The 16,495-nt window shown below is 41.7% G+C and carries 15 protein-coding genes; all 15 read left to right on the forward strand.

The genetic code is table 11. The features are described from left to right. Nucleotides 1-67: 67 nt before the first annotated feature. The 15 genes from BMG01_RS04800 to dnaB all read left to right on the forward strand — a co-directional run bounded on the left by BMG01_RS04800 (nucleotide 68) and on the right by dnaB (nucleotide 16,492). Entirely contained in the window at nucleotides 68-1,210 is a 1,143-nt protein-coding gene (locus BMG01_RS04800) for a PLP-dependent aspartate aminotransferase family protein (RefSeq protein ID WP_004911168.1), read from the forward strand. Between the two features lie 311 nt (nucleotides 1,211-1,521). Continuing rightward, nucleotides 1,522-2,877, forward strand: coding sequence for a Na+/H+ antiporter NhaC family protein (locus tag BMG01_RS04805; protein ID WP_004911165.1), 1,356 nt, complete (start codon nucleotides 1,522-1,524; stop codon nucleotides 2,875-2,877). Between the two features lie 34 nt (nucleotides 2,878-2,911). Continuing rightward, nucleotides 2,912-3,358 carry a hypothetical protein gene (locus BMG01_RS04810; protein ID WP_004911162.1) on the forward strand — a complete coding sequence of 149 codons (447 nt, stop codon included), beginning with the start codon at nucleotides 2,912-2,914 and terminating at the stop codon, nucleotides 3,356-3,358. Between the two features lie 26 nt (nucleotides 3,359-3,384). Further along, on the forward strand, nucleotides 3,385-5,193 hold the full coding sequence (gene recQ / locus BMG01_RS04815; protein WP_036066477.1) for a DNA helicase RecQ: 1,809 nt from the start codon (nucleotides 3,385-3,387) through the stop codon (nucleotides 5,191-5,193). Nucleotides 5,194-5,599: 406 nt separating this feature from the next. After that, nucleotides 5,600-6,463, forward strand: a complete 864-nt coding sequence (locus BMG01_RS04820) for an S-adenosyl-l-methionine hydroxide adenosyltransferase family protein (protein ID WP_036066475.1) — start codon at nucleotides 5,600-5,602, stop codon at nucleotides 6,461-6,463. 26 nt (nucleotides 6,464-6,489) lie between these two features. Further along, nucleotides 6,490-7,053: an ECF-type riboflavin transporter substrate-binding protein gene (locus tag BMG01_RS04825; protein ID WP_004911153.1), complete on the forward strand. Its 564-nt coding sequence runs from the start codon at nucleotides 6,490-6,492 to the stop codon at nucleotides 7,051-7,053. Between the two features lie 37 nt (nucleotides 7,054-7,090). After that, nucleotides 7,091-8,767 (forward strand): ABC transporter ATP-binding protein, encoded by a 1,677-nt coding sequence (locus BMG01_RS04830; protein WP_036068401.1) that lies wholly within the window; start codon nucleotides 7,091-7,093, stop codon nucleotides 8,765-8,767. A 1-nt stretch (nucleotide 8,768) separates the two neighbouring features. Next, on the forward strand, nucleotides 8,769-9,596 hold the full coding sequence (locus tag BMG01_RS04835) for an energy-coupling factor transporter transmembrane protein EcfT (RefSeq protein WP_004911147.1): 828 nt from the start codon (nucleotides 8,769-8,771) through the stop codon (nucleotides 9,594-9,596). Continuing rightward, nucleotides 9,578-11,023, forward strand: coding sequence for a dipeptidase PepV (gene pepV / locus BMG01_RS04840; RefSeq protein ID WP_036068400.1), 1,446 nt, complete (start codon nucleotides 9,578-9,580; stop codon nucleotides 11,021-11,023). The genes BMG01_RS04835 and pepV overlap by 19 nt, the downstream gene beginning before the upstream one ends. A 179-nt stretch (nucleotides 11,024-11,202) precedes the next feature. Continuing rightward, a complete protein-coding gene (gene rpsF, locus BMG01_RS04845) occupies nucleotides 11,203-11,499 on the forward strand; it encodes a 30S ribosomal protein S6 (RefSeq protein ID WP_004911142.1) in 297 nt (98 codons plus the stop codon). A 31-nt stretch (nucleotides 11,500-11,530) separates the two neighbouring features. Beyond that, the gene (ssb, locus tag BMG01_RS04850; RefSeq protein WP_004911137.1) at nucleotides 11,531-12,094 is read left to right on the forward strand and encodes a single-stranded DNA-binding protein; all 564 of its coding nucleotides are present in this window, start codon (nucleotides 11,531-11,533) and stop codon (nucleotides 12,092-12,094) included. A gap of 32 nt (nucleotides 12,095-12,126) precedes the next feature. Further along, nucleotides 12,127-12,411, forward strand: coding sequence for a 30S ribosomal protein S18 (gene rpsR, locus BMG01_RS04855; protein WP_004911134.1), 285 nt, complete (start codon nucleotides 12,127-12,129; stop codon nucleotides 12,409-12,411). A gap of 126 nt (nucleotides 12,412-12,537) precedes the next feature. Next, entirely contained in the window at nucleotides 12,538-14,565 is a 2,028-nt protein-coding gene (locus BMG01_RS04860) for a DHH family phosphoesterase (RefSeq protein WP_004911129.1), read from the forward strand. A 9-nt stretch (nucleotides 14,566-14,574) separates the two neighbouring features. After that, nucleotides 14,575-15,027, forward strand: coding sequence for a 50S ribosomal protein L9 (gene rplI, locus BMG01_RS04865; protein WP_004911126.1), 453 nt, complete (start codon nucleotides 14,575-14,577; stop codon nucleotides 15,025-15,027). A gap of 1 nt (nucleotide 15,028) precedes the next feature. After that, nucleotides 15,029-16,492: a replicative DNA helicase gene (gene dnaB, locus BMG01_RS04870; protein ID WP_004911121.1), complete on the forward strand. Its 1,464-nt coding sequence runs from the start codon at nucleotides 15,029-15,031 to the stop codon at nucleotides 16,490-16,492. The last annotated feature ends 3 nt before the right edge of the window (nucleotides 16,493-16,495 follow it).

Genomic DNA, 16,495 nt, shown 5'->3' on the forward strand with positions numbered 1-16,495 from the left:
TTGGCATATAATTGGTAGAACAAGGTACAATAATAACTGATAATTCATTGTAATAAGGAGCAAAAATATGAATATTAGAACGCAGGTAATTCATGGCGGCCATCAAGTTGATCCACGAACAGGCGCTGTTAACATGCCTATTTATCAAACGACAACGTTCAAGCAGACAGAATTAGGAGGTGGCGCGAAGTGGGAATACACACGTTCAGAAAATCCAACGCGCGCCTCCTTAGAAGAGTTAATTGCTAGTTTGGAACATGGCACTGCTGGTTTTGCCTTTTCATCTGGTATGAGTGCGATTCATGCGGTAATGAGCACCTTGTCAGCAGGCGATCATATCTTATTGGCTGATGATGTCTATGGTGGTACTTTTCGGTTAGTTAATTCGATATTAGCGCGCTTAGGTATTACGTATAATCAGGTTGACATGGCGGATTTATCGGCAGTCACTAGCGCGTTGAAACCGAATACGAAGATGATTTTTTTGGAAACACCAACGAATCCTTTGTTGAAGTTAGCCGATATCCAAGATTTGTCATTAATTGCTCATAAGCATCAGGCCACTTTGGCAGTTGATAACACATTTGCGACCCCTTATAACCAAGTGCCCCTTGATCTTGGTGCAGATTTCGTCATACATTCTGGTACCAAATATATTGGTGGTCATTCTGACGTCTTGAGTGGTTTTGTAGTGACAAATAACGATCGACATTCAGCTGAAATCAAACATTTACAAATGCCAATTGGTGCAACTTTGGGTGCGTCAGATAGTTATTTAGTCTTGCGTAGTCTCAAAACATTTGCACTGCGTATGCGAGCACACAATGATAATGCGCAAGCTTTGTTCAACTGGTTGCAGACGCAACCCCAAGTGGCTAAAATTTATTATCCGGGTGACGCGTCATCGGCGCAATATGCGATTGCGCAAAAACAAATGCAGGGTGGTTTTGGTGGGATGATTTCAGTCGAATTACAGGCAGGATTAGATGTCAAAAAATTTGTGGAAAGTCTCAAAATTTTTACGTTGGCTGAAAGCCTTGGCGGTGTAGAAAGCTTGGTAGAGGTGCCGGCGGTGATGACACATGCGTCTATTCCGGCTGACATACGTCATGAACACGGTATCACTGATGAATTAATTCGCATTTCAGTTGGTATTGAAGATAGCCAAGATTTAATTGCGGATTTTCAACAAGGTTTGGCACAACTTTAACCTTTAAATGTACCACTTGAAAAAAGTAATTGAATCAGTTACACTAGGTTTACTTGAAATTAGCACAAATAAGTAAGACGACACTCGGCGTGAAGAGAAGCAGTGGTTGGTGAAAACTGCACAGGTGTCATAATCTGAAGTACAGCTATCCATTTAAGCGTGGCAGCACCATGTTAACAAATGCCAAAGTGATGCGTTTTATAACGCATAAGCTGGGTGGTACCACGGATTCTTAATGAAATGTCAATTCGTCCCTTTGTCATTATGACGGCAGGGACGTTTTTTATTTGACATAAAATGGAGAGAATACTATGGTTTCAAAATTGAAGACTAAAATTTCTGTGACGCTGCTGCTAGTGGCGGTCGCAATTTTAGCAGTGGGTGTGATTGGATTCGGATTATCTCCGATTGCGCCGTTAATGTTGGTAATTGGTATCATTATCGTTGTTGCACGCTGTTTTGGCGTGAGCTGGCAAGCCAGTCAAAAAGCATTGTTAAGCGGTGTGTCATCTGGTATTGCACCGTTATTTTTGTTCTTATTGATCGGCTCGTTAATTGCACTGTGGTTAGCAACCGGTGTCATTCCAACGATGATTTGGGTTGGCTTTAAATTACTCAGTCCACAACTATTTTTACCCACGGCCTTATTATCAACAGCAATTGTTGGTACTTTGATTGGTAGTGCTTTTACGACATTATCGACAGTTGGCGTTGCACTAATGGGTGTTGGAACGTTGATGGGATTTGATCCTGCCCTAATTGCTGGAACAGTATTATCTGGGGCAATTTTTGGTGACAAAAGTTCACCGCTATCAGATTCGACTAATTTGGCCAGCGCGATTTCTGAAACAGACCTTTTTGCACATATTAAAAACTTGATGTGGACAACCTTACCTGCGTTGATTTTGTCACTTGTGATGACTATTATATTGGGATTTGGTCATCAAACAAGTGGGGAAGCGACCGCTAAAATTAGCCGTTTATTGCCACTACTAGCGCCTACTTGGTGGGCTATTGTACCGCTTGGCTTGTTAGTCATCACAGCTTGGCAAAAAGTACCTGCTATTCCGGCTTTGATGATTAATATTTTGGTGTCAAGTATCGTTTTTGTAACGCAACATAGTTTGACAGCTTGGGCTGATTTATTGGTTAATGGCTTCAAAACAAGTAGCCATAACGCTACTTTGATGGCTTTGATGAATCGTGGTGGCATGTCTGCCATGATGCCAACAGTGATGATGATCATGCTTGCCTTGGCTTTTGGTGGTTTGCTCAGTGGTTTAGGGATTTTGTCGCGTGTCATGGCACCGGTGGTTGTCTATTTAAAAACACAACGTGCTATGATTGTGACGACATTGTTGACAGGGATTGCGGCGAACTTTTTAGTTGGTGAACAGTATCTTGCAACCATTTTGCCGGGTCAATTATTCAAAGATAGTTTTAAGCGTGTCGGGTTATCACCGCTAGCGTTAGGTCGTACGATTGAAGATAGTGGTACTGTGATGAATTATTTGGTGCCGTGGGGTGTTGCTGGTGCATTTGCAGCGCAAACACTTGGTGTATCAGTGCTTGCTTTTGCGCCATTCACTTTCTTTGCACTATTTTCACCAGTTATGTCATTGCTGTCGGCTTTGACGGGAATTGGTTTGAAGCAACTTGAAAAATGATATAATTGCGGTAACTGTTTGATGGGGGTATAAAATGTTAATTCGAGATATGGTGCGCACTAAGCCAATTAGTTGGTTGTTATTCATTGTCGGGTCAGATATTATGATGACCTATGGGATTAATATTGCCCATCACACTCACTTCTTACGGGCGCAAGATTATCCAACAATTGCCAAATTTGTGGCAATGGATCTCATTAGTTTTGTATTCATTATGCTATTTTTTGACTGGCTTCATCACAAATTTGCGCAAGACGGACAAGAAACGTTGATTGATATCATATTACGCATTGGTGGTAATCTGATGGCCGCCTATTTTGGCTGGTTTACGATTGGCTTTATTATTTTACAAGTGATTGATTTTCAAGCACAAACATTCTGGTGGTTGGTTGTGATTTCTGCCGTGTTGGCTGTGATGAATTGGCTATTTAGGCGTGTTTCACCAATCAAATTCCAGCTTAATCCCAGTAAAAATCAGTGATGGTAGCACATGCTATAATGGAAAGTATGCAGAATCAAACGCCGGAAACAATTTTAAAAGAAACTTTTGGATATGACCAATTCAGAACTGGTCAATTATCAGTCATTAACAAGGTATTAGCGCACAAGCACGCCTTAGCCATCATGCCAACCGGTGGTGGTAAATCAATCACCTACCAGTTGCCAGCCATGATGTTTGAAGGATTAACGTTAGTAATTTCACCGCTCATTTCCTTAATGAAGGATCAAGTTGACGGTTTAAATACATTAGGGATCCCGGCAACTTTTCTGAACTCAACAGTCGATGGTCAGGAACAAGCCCAACGCATGTCGGATCTACGTCATGGTGTTTATAAAATGTTGTATGTTGCGCCTGAACGCCTTGAAGTACCAAGCTTTTTTAGCTTTGTGCAACAGTTACCGGTGGACTTAATTGCCATTGATGAAGCACATGTTTTGTCGCAATGGGGACACGACTTTAGACCAAGTTACCTTAACATCTTGCCTTTGTTGTCCGAAATTCCCGGTAATCCGGCAATTCTTGGTTTGACGGCCACAGCAACTGAACGTGTCCGTGAAAATTTACAAGAACTTTTGGGCGTTAGTGACGATGACACTGTACTTACTGGATTTGCGCGGGATAATTTAGCGTTGAAAATAGTCCGCAACCAAGATAAACGTGATTATATTGCTAAATATCTGCGTGAAAACGCTGACCAAACTGGTATTATTTATGCGGCAACACGCAAACAAGTTGACGAGTTGACAGCCTACCTCAATAAAATTGGGATTCATGCTGCTCGTTATCATGCGGGCTTGTCAGAAAAGGAAAGGCAAAAACAACAGGAAGCTTTTCTCTACGACGAAAGTCCAGTCATTGTGGCGACGAATGCCTTTGGAATGGGCATTAACAAGCCGAATGTGCGCTACGTCATTCATTATTCAGTACCGGGCAATATTGAAGCATACTACCAAGAAATTGGCCGCGCCGGTCGTGATGGTTTGCCAGCTGAAGCAATTTTGCTGTATGCACCTCAGGATATCCATCTGCAAGAATTCTTCGTGCAAAAATCAGAAGGTTCCGAAGCTTACAAGCAAAATGAATACGATAAAATTCGTGAAATGAATGCGTATGCGAATACCCAAACGTGTCTCCCACGCTATTTGTTGCAATATTTTGGTGAGACAGTAACACAAGACTGTGGTCGGTGTTCGAACTGTTTAGATAAGCGAGAATTAGTTGATGTGACGGTAGATGCACAAAAAGTCTTAGCTAATGTTATGCGCATGAATCAGCGTTTTGGCAAGACAATGGTTGCCAAAGTGTTGAAAGGTTCTAATGATGCGAGTGTGAAAAAGTATGAGTATTTGCGTGACTTACCCACATTTGGTCTGATGAAAGAGCGCACTTTGAAAGATTTAACTCAGTTTATTGATTATTTGACGGCTGACGGCTACTTGCGTTTTGAAGGGTCAGAGTATCCGGTGTTAAAGGTCACTAAACTTGGCGCCGATGTCCTTAAAGGACAGGGAAATGTTACCAAACGATTGGAAAAGGTTCGTATTCTTCGTCAATCAGCGACGCAAGAGGGCTTGAAATTGTCAGATGATGATAATCGCTTGTTCGCTCAGTTGAAAGAAAAGCGCTTAGTATTGGCGCGTGAAGCCGGTATTCCGCCGTTCTTAATTTTCTCCGATAAAACGCTCATGGCCATGGCTCAAAATCGGCCACAAACAGACGAAGCATTTTTGGCCATTTCTGGTGTTGGTGAAAAAAAGTTTGATATTTACCATGATGATTTTGCCGCTGTGATTAATGATTATGTTGTTAGCTAAAAAGTCGTGAGATGTTCAAATCTCATGAGCTTTTGATTTTATGATGATTAAATATCAATATGATGATAATTTGTGATTAAAAAAGCATTGATACTAACAAAATTATTGACAATAAATAAGAATTATCTTAAAATAATGATAAGTTAATAAATCAATGAAGCGAAGAGTAGATAAGGCGTGGCAATATAGCGAGTCGGGATAGTGAAAGCCGGTATGACGCAATTTATTGAAGATGAACGTGGATGATGTCGTATGGTGCAAGCTGTGCGTCCGGATGAACACCGTTATCGTGATGAGTGCACATTGTGCTGAATTTGGGTGGTACCACGTTTTGACGTCCCTGTTAATCTTAGGATTAACAGGGACTTTTCATTTTTAACGACTAAAAAAAGAAAGAAGAAGTATAATGATTAGTAGACATCTCGTTTTACAGACTGACTTTGGCCTGCAAGATGGTGCGGTAAGCTCAATGCGTGGCGTTGCCTACGGCGTGGCTGATAACATTGTCGTCAGTGACTTAACCCATGGGATCACGCCTTTTAATATATTTGAAGGATCCTTTCGACTGTTCCAGACATTTCGCTATTGGCAAGCTGGTACGGTATTTGTTTCGGTAGTTGATCCCGGCGTGGGGTCCAATCGGCTATCTATCATTGCTAAGACAACAACAGGGCATTATATTGTGACACCAGATAATGGTACTTTGTCTCATTTATTAACTAATGGTTTGATTGAAAGCGCACGTGTGATTGACGAAACAACGCAACGGTTGCCGGGATCAGAAAAATCAGCGACGTTCCACGGGCGCGATATTTATGCTTTTAATGGGGCCAAATTAGCTAGTGGGCAGACACAATTTGAGGATTATCATCAGAGTGTGTCAGTAGATGATTTAGTACGTTTGCCAATTACACCGGGGCGTTATCAAGAAACGCAGTACGGACAGCCACAACTCGTTGGTAACATTGATATTACCGATGTTAACTTTGGCTCACTATGGTCTAACATTCCTATCAGTGAGTTTGAGAAGCTGAATCTGGTATATGGTGATACTTTGCGTGTTCAGATAACGCATCATGATCATGTTTTGTTTGATGAGGTCTTGCCTTATGTGCATACCTTTACAGATGTTAATCCGGGAGAACCGTTGATTTATATTGACTCGGTGTATACAGTTGCTTTTGGCGTCCACACTGGTAGTTTTGAGCAGACGTATCACGTTGGTGCTGGTCAAAATTGGGCGGTCGTACTTACCAAAGAAGCACAGTAGATGATAGAATAATTAGGAGAAAAACGATGAGTGAACAACGCAAAAAATCAGGACTATCTGTACGGGCAGTAGTCGCAACTGGAATCGGCGCAGCAGTTTTCTTCATTTTGATGAAGTATATTGCGATTCCAACAGGTGTTCCTAACACCAACGTTAACGTGGCTGAAGGCTGGTTGGCTTTGATAGCTGGGTTATTTGGACCAGTAGTTGGCTTTTTAGTGGGTATTATCGGGCATACGTTGACTGATGCCACTTATGGTGCGCCTTGGTGGTCATGGGTGTTGGCAGATGGTGTTTTTGGCTTACTGCTTGGCTTGAGCAAACGCTTTTTAGATTTGCAAGGTGGGGATTTAACGGCTAAAAAGCTGATTCAATTCAACGTTTGGCAAATTGTTGCCAACGTTGTGTCATGGGTAGTGATTGCCCCAATTGGCGATATTTTAATTTATAAGCAGCCAGCTAACAAAGTCTTTTTGCAAGGCATTGTGGCAGCAATTGTGAATATTTTGTCAGTGGCAATCATTGGCTCAATTTTAATTGTGGCTTATGTGAAGTCACGTCCCAAAAAGAGTTCGTTACGTAGCGAATAGTTCTCATGCGGCAGTTGCCGCGTACATAGGAGTCATCATGCCGGAACCGTTAATTGATTTTCAACATGTCACATTTAAATACAATGCACAAGCCGAACCAACTTTACATGACGTGAGTTTTCAGATTTATCCGGGTGAAAAGGTTTTGATTGCTGGTGCCTCAGGCTCTGGTAAAACCACATTGTTGCGGTTGCTTAATGGCTTGATTCCTCAAGCTTATCAGGGAGATGTGACAGGTCAATTATTATTAAATGGCAAAAATATTTTGGATCAATCTCTATTTGAACTCTCTTTACAAGCTGGAACTGTTTTACAGGATGCAGATGCGCAGTTTGTTGGTATGACTGTGGCTGAAGATATCGCTTTTGCATTGGAAAATGATACACAACCGGTGAACAATATCAAACAAAAAGTTGCAAAGTGGGCGCAACGTTTTGGTCTAGGGGAACGCCTGAATTTGGCACCACAAGATTTATCAGGTGGGCAAAAGCAACGCACTGCAATGGCTGGTGTGTTAATTGACGACGGAAAGTTGCTGTTATTTGACGAACCTTTGGCGAGTTTGGACCCAGCTGCTGGACATGCTGCTATGAAAATGATTGCTGAATTGCAGGCTGAACGTGATTTGACAGTGGTCATCATTGAACATCGTATTGAAGAAGTGCTGGGGGCAGATATTGACCGTGTAATTGTAATGTCTGACGGTAAAATTGTTGCGAATGGCACACCAGACGAGATCGTACAAGCTGGCGTATTACTGGATAATGGGCTAGATGAGCCACTTTATGTGCAATTGTTGCGCCAAGCTGGTGTGGCGATTACCAATTTGCCACATGTGTCTGATTTGGATCAAATTGATGTGACACCATATCGTGGACAAATTGCAGCTATTGGTCAATCTGTAACACCAGCCAAACTTGCCGATCCACAACTAATCATTCAAAATGTTTCATTTGGTTACAGTGCGGGACAACCATTGTTCAACGCGTTGTCAACGACAATCCACACCGGTGAAATTCTCGGCATTGTCGGTAAGAATGGTTCTGTTAAAACGACATTATCACATTTACTAACAGGATTTTTACAACCAAGTAGTGGTGATGTTTTATTGCATGGCGAGTCTGTCTTAGGGCAATCAATTAAAGAACGCGCCGACCACATTGGCTACGTGTTGCAAAATCCCAACCACATGATTACGAAATCAACAGTTTATGATGAAGTTGCCAGTGGTTTGATATTACGCCAAGTCGATGCTGACACAATTGAACAACGTGTGCGTGATATGCTCAAATTAGTTGATTTAGATGGCATGCGCCACTGGCCAATTTCCGCACTTAGTTTTGGTCAGAAGAAGCGATTGACGATTGCTGCTGTCTTAGTCTTACAACCGGAAATTTTAATTTTGGACGAACCAACAGCTGGACAAGATGCGACGCATACTGCTCAGCTACTGACTTTTTTGCAGAAAATCAATGCCCAACAGCAGACTACAATAATTATCATCACGCACGACATGCATTTGCTGGCAAATTTTGTCCAGCGTGTGTTGGTTATTGTTGACGGCCAGCTACTAGCAGAAACTACGCCGGCTGAATTATTGGCCGACGAAAAGCTGGTCACAGCAGCAAGCTTGCGGACAACGAGTATCTATCGTTTGGCGAAACGATTGGCGATTAATCAACCGGAAAAACTCAATGCTGCGATAAGGAAGTAATATGAACAATTCGTTATTTGGATACAAAGCGCGTGATACATGGATGAACCAAACAACTGGCACAGCTAAGCTAGTTGGTTTTTTGGCGTTGACAACAGTTGGTATGGTTTCTTACGATACGCGTTTTCTCGTGGCACTGGTTATTTTATCTTTTATACTGATTAAGGTTTCGCACATTCAATATCGCGAATATGCCTTGTTATTGAAACTAGTGATTTTTATTGGGGTCCTTAATTTAATTATGATTACAGTTTTAGCGCCACAATACGGTGCAGAATTGTATGGCTCAAAACACGTCCTATTTGGTACTGGCTATTGGACAATCACACAAGAGCAGTTGTTTTATGAATTAAATCTACTATTAAAGTATGTTTTTTCATTTCCATTATCAATTGTATTGTTATTTACGACTAATCCAAGCGAGTTTGCCTCTGGCTTAAACAAAATTGGGGTGCCGTACAAAGTGTCTTACGCAGTTGCCCTGACACTTCGTTATATTCCTGATGTTCAAAGTGATTACCACACAATCAGTTTGGCGCAACAGGCGCGTGGCTATGAAATTTCTAAAAAAGCATCCTTAACAAAACGTATGAAAGGCGCTGTGCAAATTATTTTACCATTAGTTTTTTCTAGTTTAGATCGCATTGATACGATTAGTCAGGCAATGGAATTACGACGCTTTGGCCGGTATAATAAACGTACTTGGTATCAAGATCAAAAATTTTCTGGTCGTGACTTTGGCATGATAATTGGTACATTAATCATTGTCGCGATTGGTATTTTGTTAGTATTTCAAAATGGGGGGCGCTTGTGGAATCCATTCAATTAACATCATCACAGTGGCAAGAAAATGCCCAACAGTATCAACCAGCTTTAATGGCTGATTTGCTTCAATTTTTGGCTATTCCATCAGTGCTTGATCCAACAACAGCTAATATCCAACGCCCGTTTGGCACAGGCATTGATATGGCACTCAAATTTATTAGTGATATAGCGCAGCGTGACGGTTTCAAAGTCAATCGGGTGGCTGATAACATGATTGTTGTTGTTGACTATGGTCCGGAAGACGCGTCGGAAACCGTAGGGGTATTATCGCATGTTGATGTTGTTCCCGCAGGGGATGCGTGGACGGTGACACTGCCATTTAGTCCCAAAATTGAAGGCAATCGACTGTACGGGCGTGGTTCTCACGATATGAAAGCCGACCTGCTAGCTGCCTATTATGCGGTAAAGCAGCTCAAAGATATGGGATTTCAACCCAAACGAAAAATACGGTTGATTTTCGGGAGTGATGAGGAGTCAGATTGGCGTGATATGCAGGCCTACTTAAGCGAAGTTGGCGAGCCAACATTAGGATTTTCACCGGACGGAGCATTTCCAGTCGTACCGGGTGAAAAGGGTGTGCTAACATTGGCGACCAAATTTCAAGGCGTCACGACAAGCGCATGGCAATTGCATCATTTTCATGCTGGTGAACGTGATAATGTCGTACCGGGCATGGCCACAGCTGATATCGAGCTACCAAGTCAGGTTGACATCAACGGTTTTTTGGGCGCCTATGAGCGTTATTTGAATGACACACCAATAATTTCTGGTGTTGGTCAATATGATGATGGGCATATCTTATTAACGTTATACGGAAAGTCAGCTCATGGCGCTTATCCTGAAACTGGATTGAATGCTGGAACGTACTTGGCCCATTTTTTGGTCGATTATGGTTTCAATCAGCAAGCCCATGCATTTTTGGAATTTTTGGGGATTGCTAACCACCAAAATGTTTTCGGTGAGAAACTGGGACTAGTGTATCACGATGACATTATGGGTGATTTGACGCTAAATATTGGGCAAATGACGTTTAATAAAAACGCTGAATCAGAAATCAGAATCAATTTTAGATATCCAATGGGTATTACTGAGACGGCGATTTTGACACAGGTACAACGACACATGGGTGATTTGGTCGGCAAAACATTTAAGCAAGAGTCCTTTGGTAATCAACCACACATGGTCGATTTGAACGATCCAATTGTGACGACACTAGAAAATGTTTATGCCGAACATACACACACAGTTAAGCAATACAAAATTTCTAATGGCGGTTCATATGCGCGTTTGCTCAAGCGTGGTGTTGCTTTTGGTGGTCAATTCCCAGATGTACCGGTCATGAGCCACCAACCCAATGAGTACGTATTGATTGACAATATTCCTAAGACCCAATCAATTTTTGCTCATGCGTTATATGAAATTTCTCGGTAAAATTGAATCATAAGTAAAAATTCAACACAAACCGTAAAATAAGTTACCTGTGGAAATAATTTTGCGAAACACTTGATAATAATAGGCGATATGTAGTATCATTAATACCTGTGAATGCATAAAATTATGCGTGCACTCCTTGCAGCTAAGGCTGCCAGAGACCAAAAGGAGGAAATACAATGGCTACATCATACGAATTGACTTATATTGTTCGCCCTGATTTGGATGCGGATGCTAAAAAGACGCTTGTTGAGCGTTTTGACGGCATTTTGACAAACAACGGTGCAACAATTCAAAAGTCAGCAGATTGGGCAACACGCCGCTTTGCTTACGAAATTGCTGGTTACCGTGAAGGTACTTACCACATTATCAACTTCACAGCTGAAGGCGATGCTGCTACTAATGAATTTGATCGTTTGGCTAAGATCTCACAAGATATCTTACGTCACATGATTGTTAAGCGCGACGCAGAGTAATCTGAATTTCCACTGGGAAAGGAGCTTTTAAATGATTAATCGAGTAGTATTGATTGGGCGATTGACCCGCGATGTGGAATTACGTTATACCCAATCGGGTGTAGCTGTCGGCACGTTTAGCTTGGCGGTTAACCGTCAGTTCACTAACGCGAGTGGTGAACGTGAAGCTGACTTTATTAACGCAGTTATTTGGCGTAAAGCAGCTGAAAACTTTGCTAACTTTACTGGAAAAGGCGCACTTGTTGCGATTGAAGGTCGTTTGCAAACAAGAAATTATGAAAACAACGCAGGTCAACGTGTTTACGTGACTGAAGTTGTTGCGGATAATTTCTCATTACTAGAATCCCGTGCAGAAAGTGAAAAGCGTCGTGCACAAAACGGCTCTTCTAACAGCAATGCGGGTAGCTATAATAATGGCTCAAATGACCATTCATTTGGCGGTAATGATAATTCGTTTAGTGGTGTTGATCCCTTTGCTAGTGCGAACCAAGGTTCAGCTAATAAGTCAGCAACATCTGAAAACGATGCCCCTAACCCATTTGCGGCTAGTGGCAACACTGAAATTGATATATCAGATGATGATTTACCATTTTAAATTAAATTAAACACTAAGAAAGGAGCTTTATTATGTCAGAACAAAACTCACGTCCACAAAACTCTGAACGTCCACAACGTTCACGTCGTCCACAAGGCGGCCCACGTCGTCGTCGTAAGGTTGATTTTATCGCTGCTAATCACATCGAATACATCGACTACAAGAACACTGAATTGTTGGAGCGTTTCATTTCAGAACGTGGTAAGATTTTGCCACGTCGTGTAACTGGTACTTCTGCCAAGAACCAACGCAAGGTAACAACTGCTATCAAGCGTGCGCGTATCATGGCTTTGTTGCCTTTCGTTACGGAAGACTAATTCAGCTTAAAACCCAAGAAATGATTCTTGGGTTTTTTTGTTGTATTTTTTAACCAGACCATCTCATTTTAACCACAGGCCACCCTGTGGTAAAATAGTAGATATGAAAGTTACGAGGAGTAACGCGTGAAACGATTTTTTAATTTTAAAAACTTACCTATTTTTTTCCAAAACACAAAACTAGGCACGGTTGCCTTGCTGCTGTTAGTAGCGAGTGTGATGAGTGTTGTTTTTGCGGTGGCTATTAACTGGATATTTGGTTTAATTTGGTTGGTGGTAGTTGTGATTGGGCTTGTCTTCAGTGGGCAAGCGTTCAAAGAGGTTAGCGAAAACGCACAGGAATACTTATCAGGATTAGGTTATCGTATTGCCCGTAGTGAACAAGAAGCTTTGATTCGTATGCCAATTGGTATTATATTACTGAACCAAGACCAAAAAATTGACTGGATTAACCCCTATATGCAGTCTTATTTGGACAAAAGAGATGTGCTAGGTTTGGAATTATCAGAACTTGATGGTACGCTTGCACAGGAAATTAACAGTTATGCTGATTCGTCTGACACGAATACCATTACTTGGCAAGAGCGACAATTTTCATTATTTGTTCAACAAAATTTACGGGTTATTTATTTAATGGACATCAGTGAATATGCTGCCATTGCTAAACAATATGAGGATCATCAATTGTTCAGCGGTCTGGTATCGGTGGATAATTATGAGGAAGTAACTGAGGGGATGAGTGAATCAGAGACCTCAACGTTACGAACATTTGTCACGCGCTCACTGTCTGATTGGGCAGCAGATCATCAAATCTATATTCGTCGCTTAAACACAGTGCATTACGTAATGTTTGGTTATCAATCCGCCTTGGAAGAGGCAGAAGCTGACAAATTCAGTGTTTTGAAAGCAATTCGTGAAGCGACTGCCCAACAAAACTTACCGGTGACTTTATCAATTGGTATTGCGTATGGCACGCCAGATATTAATCAGCTGGCAAAACTAGCTCAAACCAATCTTGATTTGGCATTGGGGCGTGGCGGCGATCAAGTCGTCGTTAAGGCTGAGGATTCGGCGGCACGTTTTTACGGTGGTGCTACCAATCCTATGGAAAAGCGAACTCGCGTCCGTGCACGTATGGTTTCACAGACCATTTCTGAATTAATTGAACAAGCTGATAACATTATGATCGCTGGTCATGTGATGCCAGATTTGGATTCAGTAGGTGCTGGATTGGGTGTGTGGCGACTAGCCCAGACCAAAAACAAACCGGCGTTTCTCGTGATAGATGAAAAGCAGGTATACAGTGATATCAAATTATTACTGGCCGAACTTAGAAAAAGTCCTGCTGACTTTGTGGCACCCGGATCAAATATTAATGATTCCATTATTGATGAAACGCGCGCGCTTAAATTAGTACGCGATAATACTTTACTCGTTTTGGTTGATCACGCTAACACTAATATATCGGGTGCATCACAATTATTGGCACGACTAGGAAATCGTGTTGTTGTTATTGACCATCACCGTCTGGCTGAGCAAGGGTTAAAAGATAAACCGTTAATGTCTTATATTGAACCATACGCTTCATCAACTTCGGAGTTAGTGGTTGAATTGCTGCAGTATCAAGATCAATCAAATGCGCCAATTACAAAAATTGAAGCCACAGCGATGCTTGGTGGTATCCAAATTGACACAAAGAACTTTACTTTACGTACTGGCTCACGTACTTTTGATGCAGCAAGTTATTTGCGTGCCAACGGTGCAGATAGTAACTTAATTCAGTCATTCATGAAAGAAAAGTTTACGGATTTCAAAGCACGAACTCACTTAATTAACTTAGCGGAAATTCAGGATGGCAATGCGATTGTGACTGGTGAAAACCAAAATAATTATTCAGGGTTAATTACAGCTCAGGCAGCAGATGAACTATTACAAATTAGTGGTGTTGATGCTTCATTTGTGATTACTAAACGTCAAGATGGGCGTGTCGGAATTTCTGCACGTTCAACTGGTGATCGTAATGTTCAACGCGTGATGGAGGCTCTAGGTGGTGGTGGTCATTTGTCCAATGCTGCTACTCAAATTGCTGACGTCACGACTGATGAAGTGAAGGAACAATTATTAGACGTATTGGCTGAGCAAAAAGAAGAATGAGGTTTTAAAATGAAAGTTGTATTTTTAGAAGATGTTAAAGGTCGCGGTAAAAAAGGTGAAGTCAAGGAAGTTCCTGATGGCTACGCCAATAATTTTTTGATAAAAAATAAAAAAGCTGAACCAGCGACGGGGAAGAATTTAGGTGCTGTTAAGGGTCGTCAAAAGGCTGAAGCAAAGGCATCTGCGGAAGAACTAGCAGATGCGCAAAAGTTAGCTCAGTTCTTTGAGGACGAGAAGACAGTCGTTGAATTGACTGGTAAGTCCGGTGCAGATGGCCGTTTATTTGGTGCAATATCAACCAAACAAATTGCTGCCGGACTTGAAAAACAATATAAAATTAAAATTGACAAACGTAAGATGGTTTTAAACCAGCCAATTCATGCTTTGGGATATACGAATGTCCCTGTTAAGCTTCATCGTCAAGTGACAGCTAACTTGCGTGTGCATGTGAGCGAGGGTTAAGATGGATAATCCGGTATCAAATGAATATCGGCAGGTGCCACAGGATATTGACGCTGAACGAGCAGTGCTTGGCGCCATCTTTTTTGATGTCAAATCAGAGAACGCCATGATTGAGGCGAGTGCGATTTTGGCGCCGGAAGATTTCTATCGACAAGCGAACCAAACGATTTTTAAGGCGATGCAATCCTTGGTTGAGGACAACCGCCCCATTGATATGTTGACACTGCAAGACAAATTAAATAGCATGCAACAACTTGACAATGTTGGTGGCATGTCCTATTTGGCAGAAATATCTGAGTCAACGGCATCTTCAGCTAACTTAAAACACTATGCCAATATTGTTCGAGAAAAGGCGATTTTACGCAAAATGATTGATACGTTAACGCGTAGCATGTCATTAGCCTACGACGCGTCAGAACCAAGTGAAGATTTATTAGATCAATTATCACGTAGCATTGATACTATTGCCGAGAATAGAGGTAGTGAGGATTTTCGAAAAATTAAAGATGTCATTCGGGAATATCAAGCTAATCTAGACGAGGCTGTGAAAAACGATAGTGATGTGGTTGGGTTATCCACAGGATTTCCAGAAATGGATAAAATAACACACGGTTTTCGTAATGATCAAATGATCGTTTTTGGTGCTCGCCCGGCAGTCGGTAAAACAGCTTTTGTACTTAACATTGCGCGTAATGTTGCCAAGAATGAACAAGTGCCAGTAGTTATTTTTGAAATGGAAATGAGTGCGACCGACATTGTTGGCCGTTTATTAGCTGGCGAAGGATCTATTGATTCTAACCATTTGACAACTGGGCAAATGACGCAAGAAGATTGGCAAGCACTCACATTGGCTATGCAATCTTTGGCACAAATGCAAATCTACATGGACGATACCGCAGGCATTAAAATCAATCAAATTAGTGCAAAACTGCATCAACTTGAACGTGATTTGTTGAATGAAATGTCACCAGAAGATCGCGTCCAAAATCCGCATCCAATCGGACTCGTTGTCATTGATTATTTAGGCTTGATTGAGTCAAACAACACCGAAAGCCGCCAACAAGCAGTTTCTGAAGTGTCAAGATCAATCAAAAAGTTAGCAAAAGAATTAAGTACGCCAATCATAGCGCTCGCTCAATTGAGCCGTGGCGTGGAACAACGTACAGATAAACGTCCAATTCTTTCTGACTTGCGTGATTCAGGTTCTATCGAACAAGATGCTGATATTGTTGCTTTCCTGTATCGTGATGATTATTCTCGTGATGACGGTGAAGACGGCGAAGGGGATCCCCGTGAAGAACAAGAAGCAGTGCCGATTGAAGTGATTTTTGAAAAGAATCGTGCTGGTGCACGAGGGACTGCGACATTAATGTTTAACAAGCCAACTTTCAAATTTAATGCCATGGCGCCATTATATCGTGATGGTATGAATGCTGGCGTTCCTGATATGAGTTCTGGTTGGTAAAAA

Source organism: Leuconostoc sp. BM2, from assembly GCF_002095565.1.
Classification (GTDB): domain Bacteria; phylum Bacillota; class Bacilli; order Lactobacillales; family Lactobacillaceae; genus Leuconostoc; species Leuconostoc falkenbergense.

Bases quoted from the DNA above. Each gene is read 5' to 3' on its own strand.
- rplI (WP_004911126.1), top strand. From the start codon at position 14,575: ATGAAAGTTGTATTTTTAGAAGATGTTAAAGGTCGCGGTAAAAAAGGT.
- BMG01_RS04805 (WP_004911165.1), top strand. From the start codon at position 1,522: ATGGTTTCAAAATTGAAGACTAAAATTTCTGTGACGCTGCTGCTAGTG.
- BMG01_RS04800 (WP_004911168.1), top strand. From the start codon at position 68: ATGAATATTAGAACGCAGGTAATTCATGGCGGCCATCAAGTTGATCCA.
- dnaB (WP_004911121.1), top strand. From the start codon at position 15,029: ATGGATAATCCGGTATCAAATGAATATCGGCAGGTGCCACAGGATATT.
- BMG01_RS04810 (WP_004911162.1), top strand. From the start codon at position 2,912: ATGTTAATTCGAGATATGGTGCGCACTAAGCCAATTAGTTGGTTGTTA.
- BMG01_RS04830 (WP_036068401.1), top strand. From the start codon at position 7,091: ATGCCGGAACCGTTAATTGATTTTCAACATGTCACATTTAAATACAAT.
- BMG01_RS04820 (WP_036066475.1), top strand. From the start codon at position 5,600: ATGATTAGTAGACATCTCGTTTTACAGACTGACTTTGGCCTGCAAGAT.
- recQ (WP_036066477.1), top strand. From the start codon at position 3,385: ATGCAGAATCAAACGCCGGAAACAATTTTAAAAGAAACTTTTGGATAT.
- BMG01_RS04835 (WP_004911147.1), top strand. From the start codon at position 8,769: ATGAACAATTCGTTATTTGGATACAAAGCGCGTGATACATGGATGAAC.
- rpsF (WP_004911142.1), top strand. From the start codon at position 11,203: ATGGCTACATCATACGAATTGACTTATATTGTTCGCCCTGATTTGGAT.
- ssb (WP_004911137.1), top strand. From the start codon at position 11,531: ATGATTAATCGAGTAGTATTGATTGGGCGATTGACCCGCGATGTGGAA.
- BMG01_RS04825 (WP_004911153.1), top strand. From the start codon at position 6,490: ATGAGTGAACAACGCAAAAAATCAGGACTATCTGTACGGGCAGTAGTC.
- rpsR (WP_004911134.1), top strand. From the start codon at position 12,127: ATGTCAGAACAAAACTCACGTCCACAAAACTCTGAACGTCCACAACGT.